At 74.1% G+C, this 16,252-nt stretch carries 17 protein-coding genes; 12 read left to right on the top strand and 5 right to left on the bottom strand.

All coding sequences use genetic code 11. The annotated features are described in order from the left end of the window. Positions 1–196: 196 nt before the first annotated feature. Both ACIGXM_RS32450 and cofC read right to left on the bottom strand, forming a co-directional pair. A complete protein-coding gene (locus tag ACIGXM_RS32450; RefSeq protein WP_396567262.1) occupies positions 197–415 on the bottom strand; it encodes a hypothetical protein in 219 nt (72 codons plus the stop codon). Positions 416–425: 10 nt separating this feature from the next. Beyond that, a complete protein-coding gene (cofC, locus tag ACIGXM_RS32445; protein ID WP_396567260.1) occupies positions 426–1,112 on the bottom strand; it encodes a 2-phospho-L-lactate guanylyltransferase in 687 nt (228 codons plus the stop codon). A 236-nt stretch (positions 1,113–1,348) separates the two neighbouring features. Between cofC and ACIGXM_RS32440 the strand changes: the two genes are divergently transcribed. The 3 genes from ACIGXM_RS32440 to ACIGXM_RS32430 are packed head-to-tail and all read left to right on the top strand — an operon-like array spanning position 1,349 to position 4,369. Beyond that, positions 1,349–2,173: a lysophospholipid acyltransferase family protein gene (locus ACIGXM_RS32440; RefSeq protein ID WP_396567258.1), complete on the top strand. Its 825-nt coding sequence runs from the start codon at positions 1,349–1,351 to the stop codon at positions 2,171–2,173. Continuing rightward, the gene (locus ACIGXM_RS32435; protein WP_396567256.1) at positions 2,170–3,171 is read left to right on the top strand and encodes an NAD(P)H-dependent glycerol-3-phosphate dehydrogenase; all 1,002 of its coding nucleotides are present in this window, start codon (positions 2,170–2,172) and stop codon (positions 3,169–3,171) included. Before ACIGXM_RS32440 ends, ACIGXM_RS32435 begins: the two co-directional genes overlap by 4 nt. 40 nt (positions 3,172–3,211) lie before the next feature. Beyond that, the gene (locus ACIGXM_RS32430) at positions 3,212–4,369 is read left to right on the top strand and encodes a D-alanine--D-alanine ligase family protein (protein WP_396567255.1); all 1,158 of its coding nucleotides are present in this window, start codon (positions 3,212–3,214) and stop codon (positions 4,367–4,369) included. Positions 4,370–4,454: 85 nt separating this feature from the next. On the opposite strand, the gene ACIGXM_RS32425 is transcribed toward ACIGXM_RS32430, so the two are convergent. Both ACIGXM_RS32425 and ACIGXM_RS32420 read right to left on the bottom strand, forming a co-directional pair. After that, the gene (locus ACIGXM_RS32425; RefSeq protein WP_396567253.1) at positions 4,455–4,913 is read right to left on the bottom strand and encodes a DUF3515 domain-containing protein; all 459 of its coding nucleotides are present in this window, start codon (positions 4,911–4,913) and stop codon (positions 4,455–4,457) included. Positions 4,914–4,998: 85 nt separating this feature from the next. Beyond that, positions 4,999–5,232, bottom strand: a complete 234-nt coding sequence (locus ACIGXM_RS32420; RefSeq protein WP_396567251.1) for an Lrp/AsnC ligand binding domain-containing protein — start codon at positions 5,230–5,232, stop codon at positions 4,999–5,001. A gap of 225 nt (positions 5,233–5,457) precedes the next feature. Between ACIGXM_RS32420 and ACIGXM_RS32415 the strand changes: the two genes are divergently transcribed. The 3 genes from ACIGXM_RS32415 (at position 5,458) to thiD (ending at position 8,413) form a co-directional block, all read left to right on the top strand. Further along, positions 5,458–6,417, top strand: a complete 960-nt coding sequence (locus tag ACIGXM_RS32415; RefSeq protein WP_396567249.1) for a thiamine-phosphate kinase — start codon at positions 5,458–5,460, stop codon at positions 6,415–6,417. Between the two features lie 124 nt (positions 6,418–6,541). Further along, on the top strand, positions 6,542–7,567 hold the full coding sequence (locus ACIGXM_RS32410; RefSeq protein ID WP_396567247.1) for an ATP-dependent 6-phosphofructokinase: 1,026 nt from the start codon (positions 6,542–6,544) through the stop codon (positions 7,565–7,567). Positions 7,568–7,591: 24 nt separating this feature from the next. After that, complete coding sequence (gene thiD, locus ACIGXM_RS32405; protein ID WP_396567245.1) at positions 7,592–8,413, top strand: bifunctional hydroxymethylpyrimidine kinase/phosphomethylpyrimidine kinase; 822 nt, start codon at positions 7,592–7,594, stop codon at positions 8,411–8,413. A 168-nt stretch (positions 8,414–8,581) separates the two neighbouring features. Here the strand turns inward: thiD and rpmB are convergent, their stop codons facing one another. After that, positions 8,582–8,767, bottom strand: a complete 186-nt coding sequence (rpmB, locus tag ACIGXM_RS32400; protein ID WP_035846000.1) for a 50S ribosomal protein L28 — start codon at positions 8,765–8,767, stop codon at positions 8,582–8,584. 275 nt (positions 8,768–9,042) lie between these two features. On the opposite strand from rpmB, the gene ACIGXM_RS32395 reads away from it, so the two are divergent. The 6 genes from ACIGXM_RS32395 to ACIGXM_RS32370 all read left to right on the top strand — a co-directional run bounded on the left by ACIGXM_RS32395 (position 9,043) and on the right by ACIGXM_RS32370 (position 16,156). Then, positions 9,043–10,677: a DAK2 domain-containing protein gene (locus ACIGXM_RS32395; RefSeq protein ID WP_396567243.1), complete on the top strand. Its 1,635-nt coding sequence runs from the start codon at positions 9,043–9,045 to the stop codon at positions 10,675–10,677. A gap of 36 nt (positions 10,678–10,713) precedes the next feature. Then, entirely contained in the window at positions 10,714–12,936 is a 2,223-nt protein-coding gene (recG, locus tag ACIGXM_RS32390) for an ATP-dependent DNA helicase RecG (RefSeq protein ID WP_396567241.1), read from the top strand. A 93-nt stretch (positions 12,937–13,029) separates the two neighbouring features. Beyond that, positions 13,030–13,542 carry a hypothetical protein gene (locus ACIGXM_RS32385; RefSeq protein ID WP_396567239.1) on the top strand — a complete coding sequence of 171 codons (513 nt, stop codon included), beginning with the start codon at positions 13,030–13,032 and terminating at the stop codon, positions 13,540–13,542. Between the two features lie 81 nt (positions 13,543–13,623). Continuing rightward, entirely contained in the window at positions 13,624–14,238 is a 615-nt protein-coding gene (rsmD, locus tag ACIGXM_RS32380) for a 16S rRNA (guanine(966)-N(2))-methyltransferase RsmD (RefSeq protein WP_396567237.1), read from the top strand. A gap of 17 nt (positions 14,239–14,255) precedes the next feature. Next, positions 14,256–14,747, top strand: a complete 492-nt coding sequence (gene coaD, locus ACIGXM_RS32375; RefSeq protein ID WP_396567235.1) for a pantetheine-phosphate adenylyltransferase — start codon at positions 14,256–14,258, stop codon at positions 14,745–14,747. Positions 14,748–14,956: 209 nt separating this feature from the next. Then, complete coding sequence (locus ACIGXM_RS32370) at positions 14,957–16,156, top strand: cell division initiation protein (protein WP_396567233.1); 1,200 nt, start codon at positions 14,957–14,959, stop codon at positions 16,154–16,156. The last annotated feature ends 96 nt before the right edge of the window (positions 16,157–16,252 follow it).

Raw genomic sequence — 16,252 nt, 5'->3', positions numbered from 1 at the left:
CTGCGAGCCCCCCGGGGTTTGGCGGGCGCCCCCGCCGCGCCCCCGCCGCCGGGGGGGGCCCCCCCCCCCCCCCCCCCCCCCCCCCCCCCCCCGGGGGGGGGGGGGGCCGCCCCCCCCCCCCCCCCCCCCCCCGCGGCGGTTCTGACGGTGGATGCCGGGCCGAACGCGCGCCCGGCCCAGAGCGGTTGAGGTGGCGTCAGGCGCCCGGGTCGTCGAAGGTCTGCAGGGTCACGAAGACCACCCGGCGGGACTCGCCGTCGCCCTCGACGCGGATCCGCACCCGCTGGCCGGGGCGCAGCAGGCGCAGGCCGCCGGCGTCGAACGCGGCGGCGTCGAAGGGTACCGGCGTGCCGTCGTCCAGCAGCACGGAGCCGGAACGGGTCGCGGGGTCGAAGGTGAACGCGGTGGCCTGCATGGATGTCACCTTACCGACCGGCCCGCCCCAGCGCCGGGGCGAGCGCCGCGGTGTGCGGGCCGACGCCGAGGGCCAGCGCCTCGCCGAGGTCGGCCGCGGTGTCCACGTCGCGGCGCACCGACGGTACGTCGGGCAGCGGCAGTTCGGCGGCGCCGCCGGCCGCGTGCCGGGCCCGCGAGGCGCCGCCGAACGCCGGGGCCAGCGGCTGGCCGGGGCGACAGGCCAGCAGGGTGGTGCCGACGCGGGGGGAGTCGGCGAGGAAGGCCCGCCCGGTCGCCGGTACCGCGGCCAGCACCCGGGCCAGCTCCGCGGGCCGCAGCGCGGGCAGGTCGGCGGAGAGCGCGGCGAGGGGCGCGTCCGGGGCGAGCTCCCGCGCGTGCGCCGCGCCGTGCGCCAGCGCGGGGTTGAGACCGCCGCCCGGTTCGTCGGCCACCGGGAGCGCGCCGAGTTCGGCCAGCCGCTCGCCGGCCAGCGGGTCCCTGGTCACCACCAGTACCCGGGCCACCAGTGGGCAGCTCAGCGCGGCCAGCACGGTGTCCAGCGCGAACGCCAGCGCCAGCGCGGGACGCTGTGTCCCGGCGTGTTCGGCGAGCCGGCTCTTGGCCTGCGTCAGCGGTTTCAGCGGTAGCACCAGGGACCACCCGGACGACCGGTTCCGCCGGGCGGGGAGGAGTGGGCGTACGGTGTGCTGGGTCATCCGCGTCATTGTCGCGCCGGTCCGGGAGCGTCCGCCAGCCGGCCGTACCGGGCCCGACGTGCGATTGGTCACTCGTGGCGGACCCACGACCGACCCTGCTCGACAGACCACGCCGCCACCGAGAGGATGACGGGGTCGCCCGGCACCGAGGACCGGCGAGCCCGGACGCGACGCACCGACACCACGTACCGAACCCGCGGCACCCCACGTGCCGCACCACGCGAGGAGGAGCAGGGGTGGCCCGCCGCTCGTACGCCAGTTTCGGCAACGCCGACTACGGAATCTGGTACCGCTTCGCCGCGGTCCTGGTGAAGCCGGTGACGACCGCTCTGGTGAAGCCCGAGTGGCGCGGTTGGGAGAACCTCCCCAAGGAGGGCGGCTACCTGACGGTGGTGAACCACAACTCGGTGATCGACCCGGTGGTCTACGCGCACTTCCAGTACAACAGCGGCCGGCCGCCCCGGATGCTCGGCAAGTCCTCGCTGTTCGCCGTGCCGTTCATCGGTTTCATGCTCCGCAAGACCGGTCAGATCCCGGTCTACCGCGACTCCACGGACGCCGCGCGGGCCTTCCGGGCCGCCATCGACGCCGTCAACAACGGCCAGGTGGTGCAGTTCTACCCCGAGGGCACGATCACCCGGGACCCGGACCTGTGGCCGATGACCGGCAAGAGCGGCGCCGCCCGGGTGGCCCTGATGACCGGCGCGCCGGTGATCCCGGTCGCGCACTGGGGCGCGCACGAGATCGTCCCGCCCTACGGCCGCGGCCTGGGCGGCAAGAAGGCCAAGGTCAGCCTCTTCCCGAGGCACCGGGTGCAGGTGGTGGCCGGTCCGCCGGTCGACCTGAGCCGTTACCAGGGCCGGGAACTCACCGCGCAGGTGCTGCGCGAGGCCACCGACGACATCATGGCGGCGATCACCGAGGTGCTCGCCGGCATCCGCGGCGAGGAGGCGCCGGCCGAGCGCTACGACCTGCGCCGGGCCGCCCGGGCGCGGAACGCCGCCCGCAGCGACCGGGCCGGGGCCACCGCGGACGGCACCGACCAGGAGGACGAGCTGTGACCCGCTGCGCTGTGTTCGGAACCGGCTCCTGGGGCACCGCCTTCGCGATGATCCTGGGTGACGCCGGCTGCGAGGTGACCCTCTGGGGCCGTCGCAAGGAGCTGGTGGACACCATCGCCGGCACCCACCGCAACCCCGACTACCTGCCGGGCGTCCAGCTCCCGGAGACGGTCACCGCCACCACCGACCCGGCCGCCGCGCTGGCCGGCGCGGACTTCGCGGTGCTCGTGGTGCCCTCGCAGACGCTGCGCGAGAACCTGGCGTCCTGGGCGCCGCTGATGGGGCCGCGGACCGTGCTGGTGAGCCTGATGAAGGGCATCGAACTCGGCACCGCCAAGCGGATGAGCGAGGTGATCGGCGAGGTGGCCGGGGTCGGCCCGGAGCGGGTCGCCGTGGTCAGCGGTCCCAACCTGGCCGGGGAGATCGCCAATCGGCAGCCGGCCGCGACCGTGGTCGCCTGCGCGGACGAGGCGGTCGCCAAGCGGCTGCAGACCGCCTGCCACACGCCGTACTTCCGCCCGTACACCAACACCGACGTGATCGGCTGCGAGTTGGGCGGCGCGGTCAAGAACGTGATCGGGCTGGCGGTCGGGATGGCCGACGGGATGGGCCTGGGCGACAACACCAAGGCCACCCTGATGACCCGCGGCCTGGCCGAGACCACCCGGCTCGGGGTGGCGCTGGGCGCCGACCCGTACACCTTCGCCGGCCTGGCCGGGATGGGCGACCTGGTGGCCACCTGCTCCTCGCCGCTCTCCCGCAACCACACCTTCGGCTTCAACCTGGGCCGCGGGATGACGGTGGCCGAGACGGTGGCGGTCACCAAGCAGACCGCGGAGGGCGTGAAGTCCTGCGAGTCGGTGCTGGACCTGGCCCGGCGCAACGGGGTGGACATGCCGATCGTCTCGGCGGTGGTGGACGTGGTGCACCACGGGCGGCCCACCCAGGAGGTGCTGGCCCAGCTGATGGCCCGCTCGGCCAAGCCCGAGCGGCGCTGACCGGGAACCAATCGGATCGCACGGTAGTCTCACCTCCGATATGAGCATCGAACCGACCTCCCCGCAGCAGGATCCCGCCCGCGACGGGCGCAAGCCGCGCGTCGCGATCGTCTTCGGCGGCCGCAGCTCCGAGCACGCCATCTCGGTCTCCACGGCCGGCAGCGTGCTGAAGGCCATCGACCGGACCAGGTACGACGTCCTGCCGATCGGCATCACCCAGGAGGGCCGCTGGGCCCTGGTGTCCGACGAACCGGCCCGGATGGCGATCACCGACGGTCGGCTGCCGGACGTGGCGCAGATCGCCGAGCAGGCGGAGGGCCAGGTCGCGCTGCCGACCAGTCCGGCCTCCCGCGAGGTGGTCTGGAGCGAACCCGGTTCCGCGCCCAAGGCGCTCGGCGACGTGGACGTGGTGCTGCCGCTGTTGCACGGCCCGTGGGGCGAGGACGGGACCCTGCAGGGCCTGCTGGAGCTCTCCGGGGTGCCCTACGTCGGCTCCGGCGTGCTGGCCAGCTCGGTCGGCATGGACAAGGAGTACACCAAGCGGGTGCTGGAGTCCTTCGGCATCGGCGTCGGCCCGTACACCGTGATCCGGCCGCGCGACTGGGAGGGCGAGGAGGGCCGCGCCGCCGCCCGGGCCCGGGTCGCCGAGCTGGGCCTGCCGGTCTTCGTCAAGCCCTGCCGGGCCGGGTCCAGCATCGGGATCACCAAGGTCAAGGACCTCGCCGACCTCGACCAGGCGATCGAGGAGGCCCGCCGGCACGACCCCAAGGTGATCGTCGAGGCGATGCTGGAGGGCCGCGAGATCGAGTGCGCGGTGCTGGAGTTCCCGACCGGTCCGCGGGCCAGCGTGCCGGCCGAGATCCTGGTCGGCGGCGACTTCGAGTTCTACGACTTCGAGGCCAAGTACATCGACTCCTCGGAGGTGCGGATCCCCGCGCAGCTGACCGAGGACGAGACCGCCGAGATCCGCCGGCAGGCGGTGGCCGCGTTCGAGGCGCTGAGCTGCGAGGGGCTGGCCCGGGTGGACTTCTTCCTGCTCACCGACGGCCGCTGGGTGGTCAACGAGATCAACACCATGCCCGGCTTCACGCCGATCTCGGCCTACCCCAAGATGTGGGAGGCCAGCGGGGTGCCCTACGCCGAGCTGATCGACCGACTGCTGCAGGCCGCGCTGCGCCGCTCCACCGGGCTGCGCTGACCCGCTCCGTGCCAGAAGCGCCCCGCGGCCCGCGGGGCGCTTGTCGCTTCGGTGACCACCGCTTCGGTGGGCACCGCTCCGCCGGCTACTGCGGGAACTGCGACGGGACGGTCTTCGAGACCGCGTCGGAGATGGCCGGCAAGGGGTCGGTGGGGTTCGGGTAGGCGCCGTGCGGGACCAGCACCTCGACGTTGGCGTCGCGCTGGATGGTGGTGAACAGCACGTCGCCGTCGGACCGCTGGTCGATCAGCCAGTTGACCCCGTTCACGCCGACCGAGTCCGCCTCCGGGTGCTGGATCAGCAGTTCGGGCACCCGCACGCCGCAGCGCAGCACGGTGGCCGGGCTGCTGGCCCAGGCCGCGGTGAGCGGTGAGACGGGCGTGATCGAGGCGTGGCCGTGGCCCTGCACCTCGCCGGGCAACGCCTTGGCGAGCGCCAGGCAGTAGCCGCGCTGGTCGGCGGGTGGCGCGGGCACGGCCACCTGCTGCGGGCCGGCCCAGCTGCCGAGCAGGAGCACCAGGCAGCCGGCCAGCACGACGGGCACCGCCAGCCACCTCACGGGGGCCGGCAGCACTTGCAGGAGACGGTTCAACCGGGCTGGTGCGGGCACCGGCCGATGGTAACCGCGATTACAGATGGACCACCGGGCAGGTCAGGGTCCGGGTGATGCCCTCGACCTGTTGGATCTGGGCGACGACCAGCCGCCCCAGGTCGTCCACGGTGCCCGCCTCGGCGCGGACGATCACGTCGTACGGCCCGGTGACGTCCTCCGCGAGCAGAACGCCACCGACCTTGCTGATCGATTCGGCGACGGCGGTCGCCTTGCCCACTTCGGTCTGGATCAGGATGTATGCCTGTACCACGGAGGACCTCCCGGCGCCTGGGGGTGGTGGTTCGCGACTCGACCCGGCGGCCCGCACGGGGTGGGTGGTGGTGGGCGGGCACGCACAGGGCTGGATCACCACGCTACCGCGCAGGGGGCCCGGGAGGGAGACCCCGGTGCCCACCAGGGGCGTACGCTTCGCGCGGGGGAGCGCGCCGCACCCCCGCCGGGGGACGCGGGACAGGGACGCAGGAGAGGACGGCACATGCAGGGGACCGTGGGCGAACTCGGCGAGTTCGGCCTCATCAGGGAGCTCACCGCCCGGCTGCCGCTCACTCCGGCGGTGGAGCTCGGACCGGGCGACGACGCGGCCGTGGTCCAGGCGCCGGACGGTCGGGTGGTGGCCACCACGGACGTGCTGATCGAGGGTCGGCACTTCCGCCGGGACTGGTCCACCGCCTACGACGTGGGCCGCAAGTCGGCCGCGCAGAACCTGGCCGACGTCGCCGCGATGGGCGCGGTGCCGACCGCGCTGCTGCTCGGTCTGGTCGCCCCCGCCGACCTGCCGACCACCTGGGCGACCGAGATGATGGACGGCCTGCGCGACGAGTGCCAGGTGGCGGGCGCCGCGGTGGTCGGCGGCGACGTGGTGCGCGGCGACACCATCATGCTGGCCATCACCGCTTTGGGTGATCTGCAGGGCCGCGCCCCGGTGCGCCGCTCGGGCGCCCGGCCCGGTGACGTGGTCGCGGTGACCGGCTGGCTGGGCTGGTCGGCGGCCGGGCTGACCGTGCTGGCCCGCGGTTTCCGCTCACCGCGCGCCTTCGTCGAGGCGCACCGGCGGCCCGAGCCGCCGTACCATGCCGGACCGGCCGCCGCCGAGCTGGGCGCGACCTCCATGATCGACGTCAGCGACGGCCTGGTGGCCGACCTGGGACACGTCGCGGCGGCCAGCGCGGTCGACATCGACCTGCGCGCGGCCGACTTCGACGTCCCGGCGCAGATGGCGGACATCGGCCAGGCGGTCGGAGTCGACCCGCTGGTCTGGGTGCTGTCCGGCGGCGAGGACCACGCGATCGTGGCGACCTTCCCGCCGAGCGTGCAACTGCCCGCCCGCTGGCGGGTGGTGGGCGAGGTGACCGGCCCGGCCCGGTCCGGCGGCCGGGTCACCGTGGACGGCGCGCCCTGGGAGCGCACCGGGGGCTGGGACCACTTCACCGAGTGACCCGGCGTGCTTCCTCCCGCCGCACCGCGTCGTCGGCGGGGCGGTCACCACACCCGGCGCAGCGCGTAGGCTTGCGCTGATTGTCAGTAGTGTCCGGATTGTTCGGCGGGAGAGCACAGCCAGCATGCGAATCGGTGTCCTGACCAGCGGCGGCGACTGCCCCGGCCTCAACGCGGTGATCCGCTCGGTGGTCCACCGGGGCCTGGACGTCCACGGCGACGAGATCCTCGGGATCGAGGACGGCTTCCTGGGCCTGATCGAGGGGCGGGCCAGGACGGTCGGCCACGACGACGTGACCGGCCTGCTGACCCTGGGCGGCACCATCCTCGGCTCGGCCCGGGTCCAGCGCGACAAGATCCTCTGGGCCGTGCAGAACGCCCGCACGCTGGCCGGCAACCTCGGCCTGGACGCGCTGATCGCGATCGGCGGCGAGGGCACGCTGACCGCCGCCAAGCTGTTCAGCGACGCCGGGCTGCCGGTGGTCGGGGTGCCGAAGACCATCGACAACGACATCGACGCCACCGACGTCACCTTCGGCTTCGACACCGCGGTGCACGTGGCCGCCGAGGCGATCGACCGGCTGAAGACCACCGCCGAGTCGCACCAGCGGGTCATGGTGGTCGAGCTGATGGGCCGGCACACCGGCTGGATCACGCTGACCGCCGGCATGGCGGCCGGCGCGCACGGCATCCTGATCCCGGAGAAGCCCTTCGACATCGAGGCGGTGGCCCGGATGATCGAGGAGCGCTTCGACCGCGGCAAGAAGTTCGCCATCATCGCGGTCGCCGAGGGCGCCGCGCCGATGCCGGGCACGCTCCGCTTCGACCACGGCACCGTCGACCAGTACGGCCACCAGACCTTCGGCGAGATCGGCACCCGGCTCGCGCACGAGCTGGAGGACCTGCTCGGCAAGGAGGCCCGCCCGGTGATCCTCGGCCACACCCAGCGCGGCGGCACCCCGACCGCCCGGGACCGGGTACTGGCCACCCGGTTCGGCTGGCACGCGGTGGAGGCCGTGCACAAGGGCGCCTTCGGCCACTTCACCGCGCTGCGCGGGAACGAGATCGAGCTGGTCCCGGTGGCCGACGCGGTGACCCGGCTGAAGACCGTGCCGCCGGACCGCTGGATGGAGTCCGAGGCCGTGCTCTGACCGGGGCCGGGTAGGTTGGGCGGCATGTCCGACACCACTCCTTCCGCGCCCGCCGTCGCCCCGCCCCGCGTGCTGACCGTGGCCGGTTCCGACTCCGGCGGCGGAGCCGGGATCCAGGCCGACCTGAAGACCATGCTGGCGCTCGGCGTGCACGGCATGAGCGTGATCACCGCGGTCACCGCGCAGAACTCGTTGGGCGTCCAGGGCTACTGGGAGCTGCCCGCGGCGGCGGTCCGGGCACAGTTCCGCAGCGTGGTCGACGACATCGGGGTGCAGGCGGTGAAGACCGGCATGCTGGCCTCGATCGAGCTGGTGGAGACGGTCTCGGAGCTGCTCGCCGGGGTCGGGGCGCCGGTGGTGGTGGACCCGGTCGGGGTCTCCAAGCACGGCGACCCGCTGCTCGCGGCGGAAGCCGTCGCCACGGTGCGCGAGCGGCTGTTGCCGGTGGCCACCCTGGTCACCCCGAACCTGCACGAGGTGACCCAGCTGACCGGGCTGACGGTGACCGAGGAGCGCGGGATGCGGCCGGCCGCCGAGGCGCTGCTGGCGCTCGGCCCGCGCTGGGTGCTGGTCAAGGGCGGGCACCTGGCGGGCGAGGCGGCCGACCTGCTGGTCGGCGCGGACGGCGGCGAGCACTGGTTCCGCTCTCCCCGGTACGACAATCGGCACACCCATGGCACCGGTTGCACGCTGGCCAGCGCGATCGCCGCCGAGCTGGCCAAGGGACGTGAGGTGCCCGGGGCGGTGGCGGCGGCCAAGGAGTACGTCACCGGCGCGATCCGGGCCGGCTTCGCGCTCGGTGCCGGGATCGGTCCGGTCGACCACGGCTGGCGGCAGCGCGGCTGACACCCGTGTCGGTGGGAGCCCGGCGGCGGGCCCCCACCGCAGGGTGGCGTGGACGGTCAGCCCGGTGGCGTGGACGTCCGGCGGCCCGGAAGGGGCGCGGAGAAACAGAAAACCGGTTCATCCGAGGATGAACCGGTTTCCCGGAGGACCGGCATGCCGGTCTGCGCGTCAGCGCGAGACCTTACCGGCCTTGATGCACGAGGTGCACACGTTGAGCCGCTTCGGCGTCCGCCCGATCACAGCGCGCACCGTCTGGATGTTGGGGTTCCAACGACGGCGGGTACGGCGGTGCGAGTGGGAGATGTTGTTGCCGAAGCCCGGCCCCTTGCCGCAGACGTCGCAGTTGGCAGCCACAGGAGTCACTCCAAGACTTCAGATCATTTACGTTCGAAAACCCCGGGAGAAGCCCCCGAGCCACTCGCGTGGACCGGATCGCGTCAAGGGGTGAGCCCGGGTTGTTCCAGGCAACCGGAGAAGCATACATCGGCTACTCCCGTTCGACGAAACTACCATGTCGAGCCGCTTGATCGCCCCGCGCCCGGGAACCCGGCGCTGGGCTGGGCAATCCCCCGATAACCTGCCAGGGACACCCTGGCCCGTTCCCGTCGCGTTCACCTGGAGGAGACCCGGTGTTGGACACGCTCGACGCCTCCGCCGTCCGCACCTGGTGCCGGCTCGCGCTGTCCGCCCTCGGCCAGGCCCGCGAGGAGATCGACGCGCTGAACGTCTACCCGGTGCCGGACGGGGACACCGGGACCAACCTCTACCTGACCGTGGAGTGCGCCACCGCGGAGGTGGAGCGCTGCTTCGAGGCGGCCGGCGAGGAGCCGGGCGGCGAGCCCGGGCTGGCCACCGCGATCCGGGCGATGGCCCGCGGCGCGCAGCTCGGGGCGTGCGGCAACTCCGGGGTGATCCTGGCCCAGCTGCTGCGCGGGGCGGCCGAGGTGCTGGCCGAGCGCGGTGGCGGCCCGGAGCAGCTGCGCGAGGCGCTGCGCCGGGGCAGCGAGTCGGCGTACCAGGCGGTGGACGTCCCGGTCGAGGGCACCCTGCTGACGGTCGCGGCCGGCGCCGCCGAGCAGGCCGGCCGGGCCGCGGGCGGGCTGGCCGAGGTGGCCGGCGCCGCGCACGACGCGGCCCGGCGGGCGCTGCTGCACACCCCGGACCAGTTGGACGTGCTGGCCCGGGCCGGTGTGGTGGACGCCGGTGGTCGGGGTCTGGTGGCGGTGCTGGGCGCGCTGGCCGACGCGGTCACCGGCCAGCGGCCGATGGGCCCGGTGGCGCTGGGCGAGGACCTCGGCGAGCTCACCACGGTGGAGCGCTGCGCCGAGCCGCCCCGGCTGCCCGGCCACCCGGCCTTCGAGGTGATCTACCTGCTGGACGCCCCCGACCGGGCGCTGCCGGCGCTGCGCGGGCGGCTGGCGGCGCTCGGCGACTCGCTGGTGATCGGCGGCGGCGACGGGCTGTGGAACGTCCACGTGCACGTGGACGACGCGGGCGCGGCGGTGGAGGCCGGGGTGGCGGCGGGCCGGCCGCACCGGATCCGGATCACCCACTTCGCCGAGGCCGAGGCCCGTTCCGGTGGCGCCGCACCGGCCGAGCCCGCCGCCCGGGCGGTGCTCAGCGTGGTGGCCGGTGCCGGCCTGGCCGAGCTCTGCGCCCGGGCCGGTTCGGCGGTGCTGCCGGCCGACCCGGACGCGCCCCCGTCCAGTGCCGAGCTGGCCGCGGCGGTCCGCCGGTGCGCCGCCCGCGAGGTGATCGTGCTGCTCAACGACCCCGAGCTGCGGGCCACCGCGGGCGCCGCCGCCGACCAGCTGCGTGCGGAGGGGGTGCGGATCGCCGTGCTGCCCACCCGCTCGCCGGTGCAGGGCCTGGCGGCGCTGGCGGTGCACGAGGCGGCCCGGCGGTTCGACGAGGACGTGGTCGCCATGACCTCCGCGGCCGGCGCCACCCGGTACGCCGAGCTGGCCGTCGCCGAGGGCGAGTCCTGGACGATGGCCGGGGTCTGCCAGGCCGGCGACGTGCTCGGGCTGATCGACGGGGACGTCGCGGTGATCGGCGCCAGCATCGGCGCGACCGGCGCCGAGGTGCTCTCCCGGATGCTCGCGGCCGGTGGCGAGCTGGTCACCCTGGTGCTCGGCGGGGGCGCCCCGGACGGCCTGGCCGAGCAACTGGTGGCGCACGCCCGGCGGCAGCGCCCGGAGGTGGACACCATGGTCTTCACCGGTGGCCAGGAGAGCGCGCCGCTGCTCATCGGGGTGGAGTGACCCGGCTCGTCGGTGCGGTGGTGTCCAATAGGCGTGATGGCCGCACTCGACGTACCCCTGACCAAGCTGGTCGGCGACCGCACCGCCAAGGTGCTCGCCGACAGCCTCCGCCTGCGCACGGTCGGCGACCTGCTGCACCACTACCCGCGCCGCTACGTCGAGCGCGGTGAGCTGACCAGCCTGGACGACCTGGAGATCGACGAGCACGTCACCGTGCTGGCGAAGATCGAGAAGGTCACCCTGATCCCGTTCCGGCAGCGCCGCGGGGACCGGCTGGAGGTGGTGGTCACCGACGGCCGCGGCCGGTTGACCCTGGTCTTCTTCAACCAGGGCTGGCGGCAGAAGGAGCTGCGCCCGGGCGCCCAGGGGCTGTTCGCCGGCAAGGTCGGCGTCTTCAACCGGACCCGCCAACTGGCCAGCCCGGATTACCAGTTGCTGGACGAGGACGCGGACGACGGCGCCGCGCGGAAGTTCGCCGGCCGGCTCATTCCGGTCTATCCGGCCAGCGCCCAACTGCCCAGCTGGAAGCTGTCGTTGTGCGTGGAGACAGTGCTCGACGGACTGCGCGGCACCGGCTGGGCCGAGGTCGGCGAGCCGCTGCCGGCCGAACTGCGCGCCGAGCACGGCCTGATCCCGTTGCCCGAGGCGCTGGAGCTCATCCACCGCCCGCGCAACCACGCCGAGCGCGAGCGCGCCCAGCAACGGCTGCGCTGGGACGAGGCGTTCGTGTTGCAGGTCGCGCTGGCGCAGCGCCGGGCCGCCGACGCGGCGCGGCCGGCGGTGGCCCGTCCGGTCCGCTCCGGCGGACTGCTGGACGCCTTCGACGCCAAGCTCCCGTTCACCCTGACCGAGGGCCAACAGGCGGTCTGCGCCGAGATCTTCGCCGACCTGGCGACCGAGCACCCGATGCACCGGCTGCTCCAGGGCGAGGTGGGTTCCGGCAAGACGCTGGTCGCGCTGCGGGCGATGCTGGCCGTGGTGGACGCCGGCGGGCAGGCGGTGCTGCTGGCGCCGACCGAGGTGCTCGCCCAGCAGCACCACCGCTCGATCGTCGAGATGATGGGGGAGCTGGCCGAGGCCGGGATGCTCGGCGGAGCCGAGGTCGGCACCCGGGTCGCGCTGCTGACCGGCTCGATGGGTGCTCCGGCCCGCCGCCAGACGCTGCTCGACATGGCGTGCGGGGATGCCGGGATCGCGATCGGCACGCACGCCCTGATCGAGGACAAGGTGCAGTTCCAGGACCTCGGCCTGGTGGTGGTCGACGAGCAGCACCGGTTCGGCGTCGAGCAGCGGGACGCGCTGCGCGCCAAGGGCGGGCAGCCGCCGCACCTGCTGGTGATGACGGCCACCCCGATCCCGCGCACGGTGGCCATGACGGTCTTCGGCGACCTGGAGACCTCGGTGCTGGACCAGTTGCCGGCCGGCCGCTCGCCGATCTCCAGCCACGTGGTGCCCTCGGTGGAGAAGCCCAACTTCCTGGCCCGGGCCTGGGAGCGGATCCGCGAGGAGGTGGCCAAGGGCCACCAGGCGTACGTGGTCTGCCCGCGGATCGGTGACGAGCCGGAGGAGCCGAAGAAGAAGCGGCGCGCGGTGGCCGCCGAGGAGGAGGACCCGGAGGACCTCGGCGCCGGCAGCGACGAGCGGCGCCCGCCGCTGGCCGTCGTGCGGACCGCCGAGCAGCTGGCCACCGGGCCGTTGGCCGGGCTGCGGGTGGAGGTGCTGCACGGCCGGCTCGCGCCGGAGGTCAAGGACGACGTGATGCGGCGCTTCGCGGCGGGCCAGGTGGACGTGCTGGTGGCCACCACGGTGATCGAGGTCGGGGTGAACGTGCCGAACGCCACCGCCATGGTGATCATGGACGCCGACCGGTTCGGCGTCTCCCAGCTGCACCAGCTGCGCGGTCGGGTCGGCCGGGGCAGCGCGCCGGGCCTCTGCCTGCTGGTCAGCGAGATGCCCGCGGGCAGCGCGGCGCGGGCCCGGCTGGACGCGGTGGCCGGCACCCTGGACGGCTTCGAACTGTCCCGGATCGACCTGGAGCAGCGCCGCGAGGGCGATGTGCTCGGCCAGGCGCAGTCCGGGGTGAAGTCCTCGCTGAAGGTGCTCTCGGTGTTGGCGGACGAGGAGGTGATCGCCGAGGCCCGGGCCGCGGCGGCCGCCCTGGTCGCCGCCGACCCCGAGCTGGCGGCTCATCCGGACCTGCGCGCCGCGCTTGCCGGGATGCTCGACGAGGAGCGCGCCGAGTATCTGGAGAAGGGCTGACGGACGGCCGGTTGTCAGTGCCCCGGGAGACAATGGAGGTGTTCAGGGCGCAGGTCAAGTTGCGTTCCTGGCACGACACTTGGGGGTCCTGCCATGGCATTCCGTCATCTCAACGAGCTCCCGCTGGGCGACAAGGTGTTCCGGGTCGAACTCGCCAGCGACGACGACCGGGAGGTCACCCTCACCCTGACCGGCTGGCGTGAGGGATCGGCCGCCAGCCCGCTGGCCGCCGGCCGGCTGCGCCTCCCGGTGGAGGACGTCGCCAGCCTGCGGATCGCGCTCAACCGGGCGCTGCGGGCGCTGGCGATCGTGGCCGACGTCGCCGAGCCGATCCCCGACCGCGACGTACTGCGTGAGCTCTACCCCGGACACGGCGCGCCCTGGGTCCCGCAGCACGAGGAGGAACTGGCCCGGCGCTTCCACGAGGGCGAGACGATCGCCCGGATCGCCGCCCGGTTCGGCCGGACGCCCGACTCGGTCCGCACCAAGCTGCGGGAGCTGGGCCACGACCCGCGCCGGCCGGAGCACTGCCCGCCCGACGGCTGCCTCTCCTGGTCCCGCTACGCCTCCCCGGCGCTGCTGGGGGCGGCCGCCGCCGCGGAGTAGCGCCACCGAACGGGTGACCGTGGGACCGCTGGTCGGGCGGCCCTGCGGACGCCGCCGCGGGCCGCCCCCGATAGCGTGGTCATGGTCAAGACCAGAGAGGACACCATGACCCGCGTGATCGCCGGGGCGGCCGGGGGCCGCCGGCTGGCCGTACCGCCCGGCCGGGGCACCCGACCGACCTCCGACAAGGCCCGCGAGGCGATGTTCTCCACCCTGGAGGCGCTGCGCGGGTCGCTGGCCGGCGCCCGGCTGCTGGACCTGTTCGGCGGCTCGGGCGCGGTCGGCCTGGAGGCGCTGTCGCGCGGCGCCGCGCACGTCCTGCTGGTCGAGGCGGACGCGGCGGCGGCCCGGGTGATCCGGGCCAACGTCCGGACGGTGGACCTGCCCGGTGCCGAGGTCCGGGCGGACCGTGCCGAGCGGGTGCTCGCCGGCCGGCCGCCCGAGAAGCCGTACGACTTGGTATTCCTGGACCCGCCGTACGTCGTCACCGACGAGGCGCTGCGCGAGATGCTGATCACACTCCGCGCTGGGGGCTGGATCACCGAGGACGCACTCGTCACCGTGGAACGCAGCACCCGGGGCGGCGAGTTCGGCTGGCCCGGGGGCTTCGTAGCGCTGCGCTCGCGCCGGTACGGCGAGGGCACGCTCTGGTACGGCCAGGCCGCCGAGGCCGACGCCCACCGGGCGAACGACTGAAAGGGACACCAGACCTCATGCGCCGTGCCGTCTGTCCGGGCTCCTTCGACCCGATCACCAACGGTCACCTCGACATCATCGAGCGGGCCTCCCAGCTCTACGACGTGGTGCACGTCGCGGTGCTGATCAACAAGAACAAGCAGGGGCTCTTCACGGTCGACGAGCGGATCGCGCTGATCGAGGAGACCACCGCCGGCTACGGCAACGTCCAGGTCGAGTCGCATCACGGGCTGCTGGTCGACTTCTGCCGGGACCGCGGGATCCCCGCCATCGTCAAGGGCCTGCGGGCGGTCAGCGACTTCGACTACGAGTTGCAGATGGCGCAGATGAACCGCGGTCTGACCGGGGTGGAGACGCTCTTCGTGCCCACCTCGCCGACCTACAGCTTCCTCTCCTCCACGCTGGTCAAGGAGGTCGCCTCGTACGGGGGTGACGTCTCGCACCTGATCCCGCCGCTGGTGCACGCCCGGCTCGTGGAGCGGCTGGCGGAGCGCGCCGCGGCCAGCTGACGGCCGTTCCGCGCGCCGCCCGGGTTCTGGCGGTCTGTCACGGTCTGTCCGTCTTGTCGCCGGCGGCACCGCGCACGGCGTTGTCACCGCACCCCGCGGGGGACGTACAGTCGGTACTCCCGCCCAGCGGTGACCCAGAGTCGGCTCTGGTGCCGCCGGACCCGCTGCCTTCCGCCCGTACCGGCGGCACACGGAAAGACGGACGCCCCGTGGACGTGCAGAACAAAGTCGATGAGATCGTCGCCGTGGTCGAGAACGCCCGCGCGATGCCCATGTCGGCCTCCTGCGTGGTGAACCGGGCCGAGCTGGTCGGCCTGCTCCAGGAGCTGCGTGCGGCCCTGCCGGCCGAGCTGGCCCAGGCCCAGTCGGTGATGGCCGACCACGAGCAGGTGGTCGCCGACGCCCGCGGTGAGGCGGAGCGGATCATCCAGGGCGCGCACGCCGAGCGCGGCTCGCTGATCTCCGACACCGAGGTGGTCCGCCGGGCGCAGGCCCAGGTGGACCGGATCCTGGCCGAGGCGCGCGAGGAGGTCGCCGTCAAGCGCCAGGAGGCGGACGACTACGTCGACAGCAAGCTGGCCAACTTCGAGGTCGTGCTCACCAAGACGCTGGGCGCGGTCGGTCGGGGTCGCGACAAGCTGCGCGGCGCCGCCGGTCAGGAGCTGGAGGACGGCGAGGAGTTCCAGCCGGGCAGCAGTCCGAGCCCGGAGGTCGACGAGTACGTCGATGTGAAGCTCGCCACCCTCCAGGCGGTGCTCAGCGGCACCCTGGAGGCGGTCGGCCGGGGCCGCGACAAGCTGCTCGGCAAGGCCCCGATCGACGAGCTGGGCGCCTACCTGGCCGCCGCCGACGAGGCCCAGCAGCAGAAGGACCGGGCCGAGGCGGTGGCCGCCGGCTTCGCCGACGAGGAGGAGCAGCCCTGGTACCGCGAGGTGCCGGAACAGCAGAGCTGGCCCGAGCAGACCCCGGCCGAGGCCGGCTGGCAGGCCGCCGCCCCCGTCGAGGCCCCTTACGCCCCGGCGGCCGGCTACCCGGCCCAGGACCCGTACCAGCAGCAGCCCGGCGGCGACTACCCGGAGATCTACGCCGGCTACGACCCGGCGGCCGCGCAGGCCGACCCGTACGCGAGCCACTGGGCCCAGCAGCAGCCGGACGCGGCCGGCTACCAGCAGCACGCCGACCCGTACGGCGGCGCCTGGGCCCAGCAGCAGCCGGACGCCGCCGGCTACCCGCAGGAGCAGCCGGCCTACCCGTCGCAGCCCGGCTACGCGCCCTGGGGCCAGCAGGGCGAGGCCGCCGGCTACCCGCAGCACGCCCAGTCGCCGCAGCAGGCGAGCCTGGACGAGACCAGCTTCTTCGACACCAGCATGATCGACATGACCCGGCTGCGGGAGCTGGGCGGTCGCTGAGCCTCCCGCCGGAGTGGGCCGACTTTGGGCCTGGGCTCGCTCTCGGGTAGTCTGACCACTCCGGCCATTCCTTGCCGGACCGTTCGGCTGCCCGCG

The organism is Kitasatospora sp. NPDC052896, from assembly GCF_044547075.1.
In the GTDB taxonomy this organism is placed as follows: Bacteria; Actinomycetota; Actinomycetes; order Streptomycetales; family Streptomycetaceae; genus Kitasatospora.
This window is presented reverse-complemented; position numbering and strand designations above follow the sequence as displayed.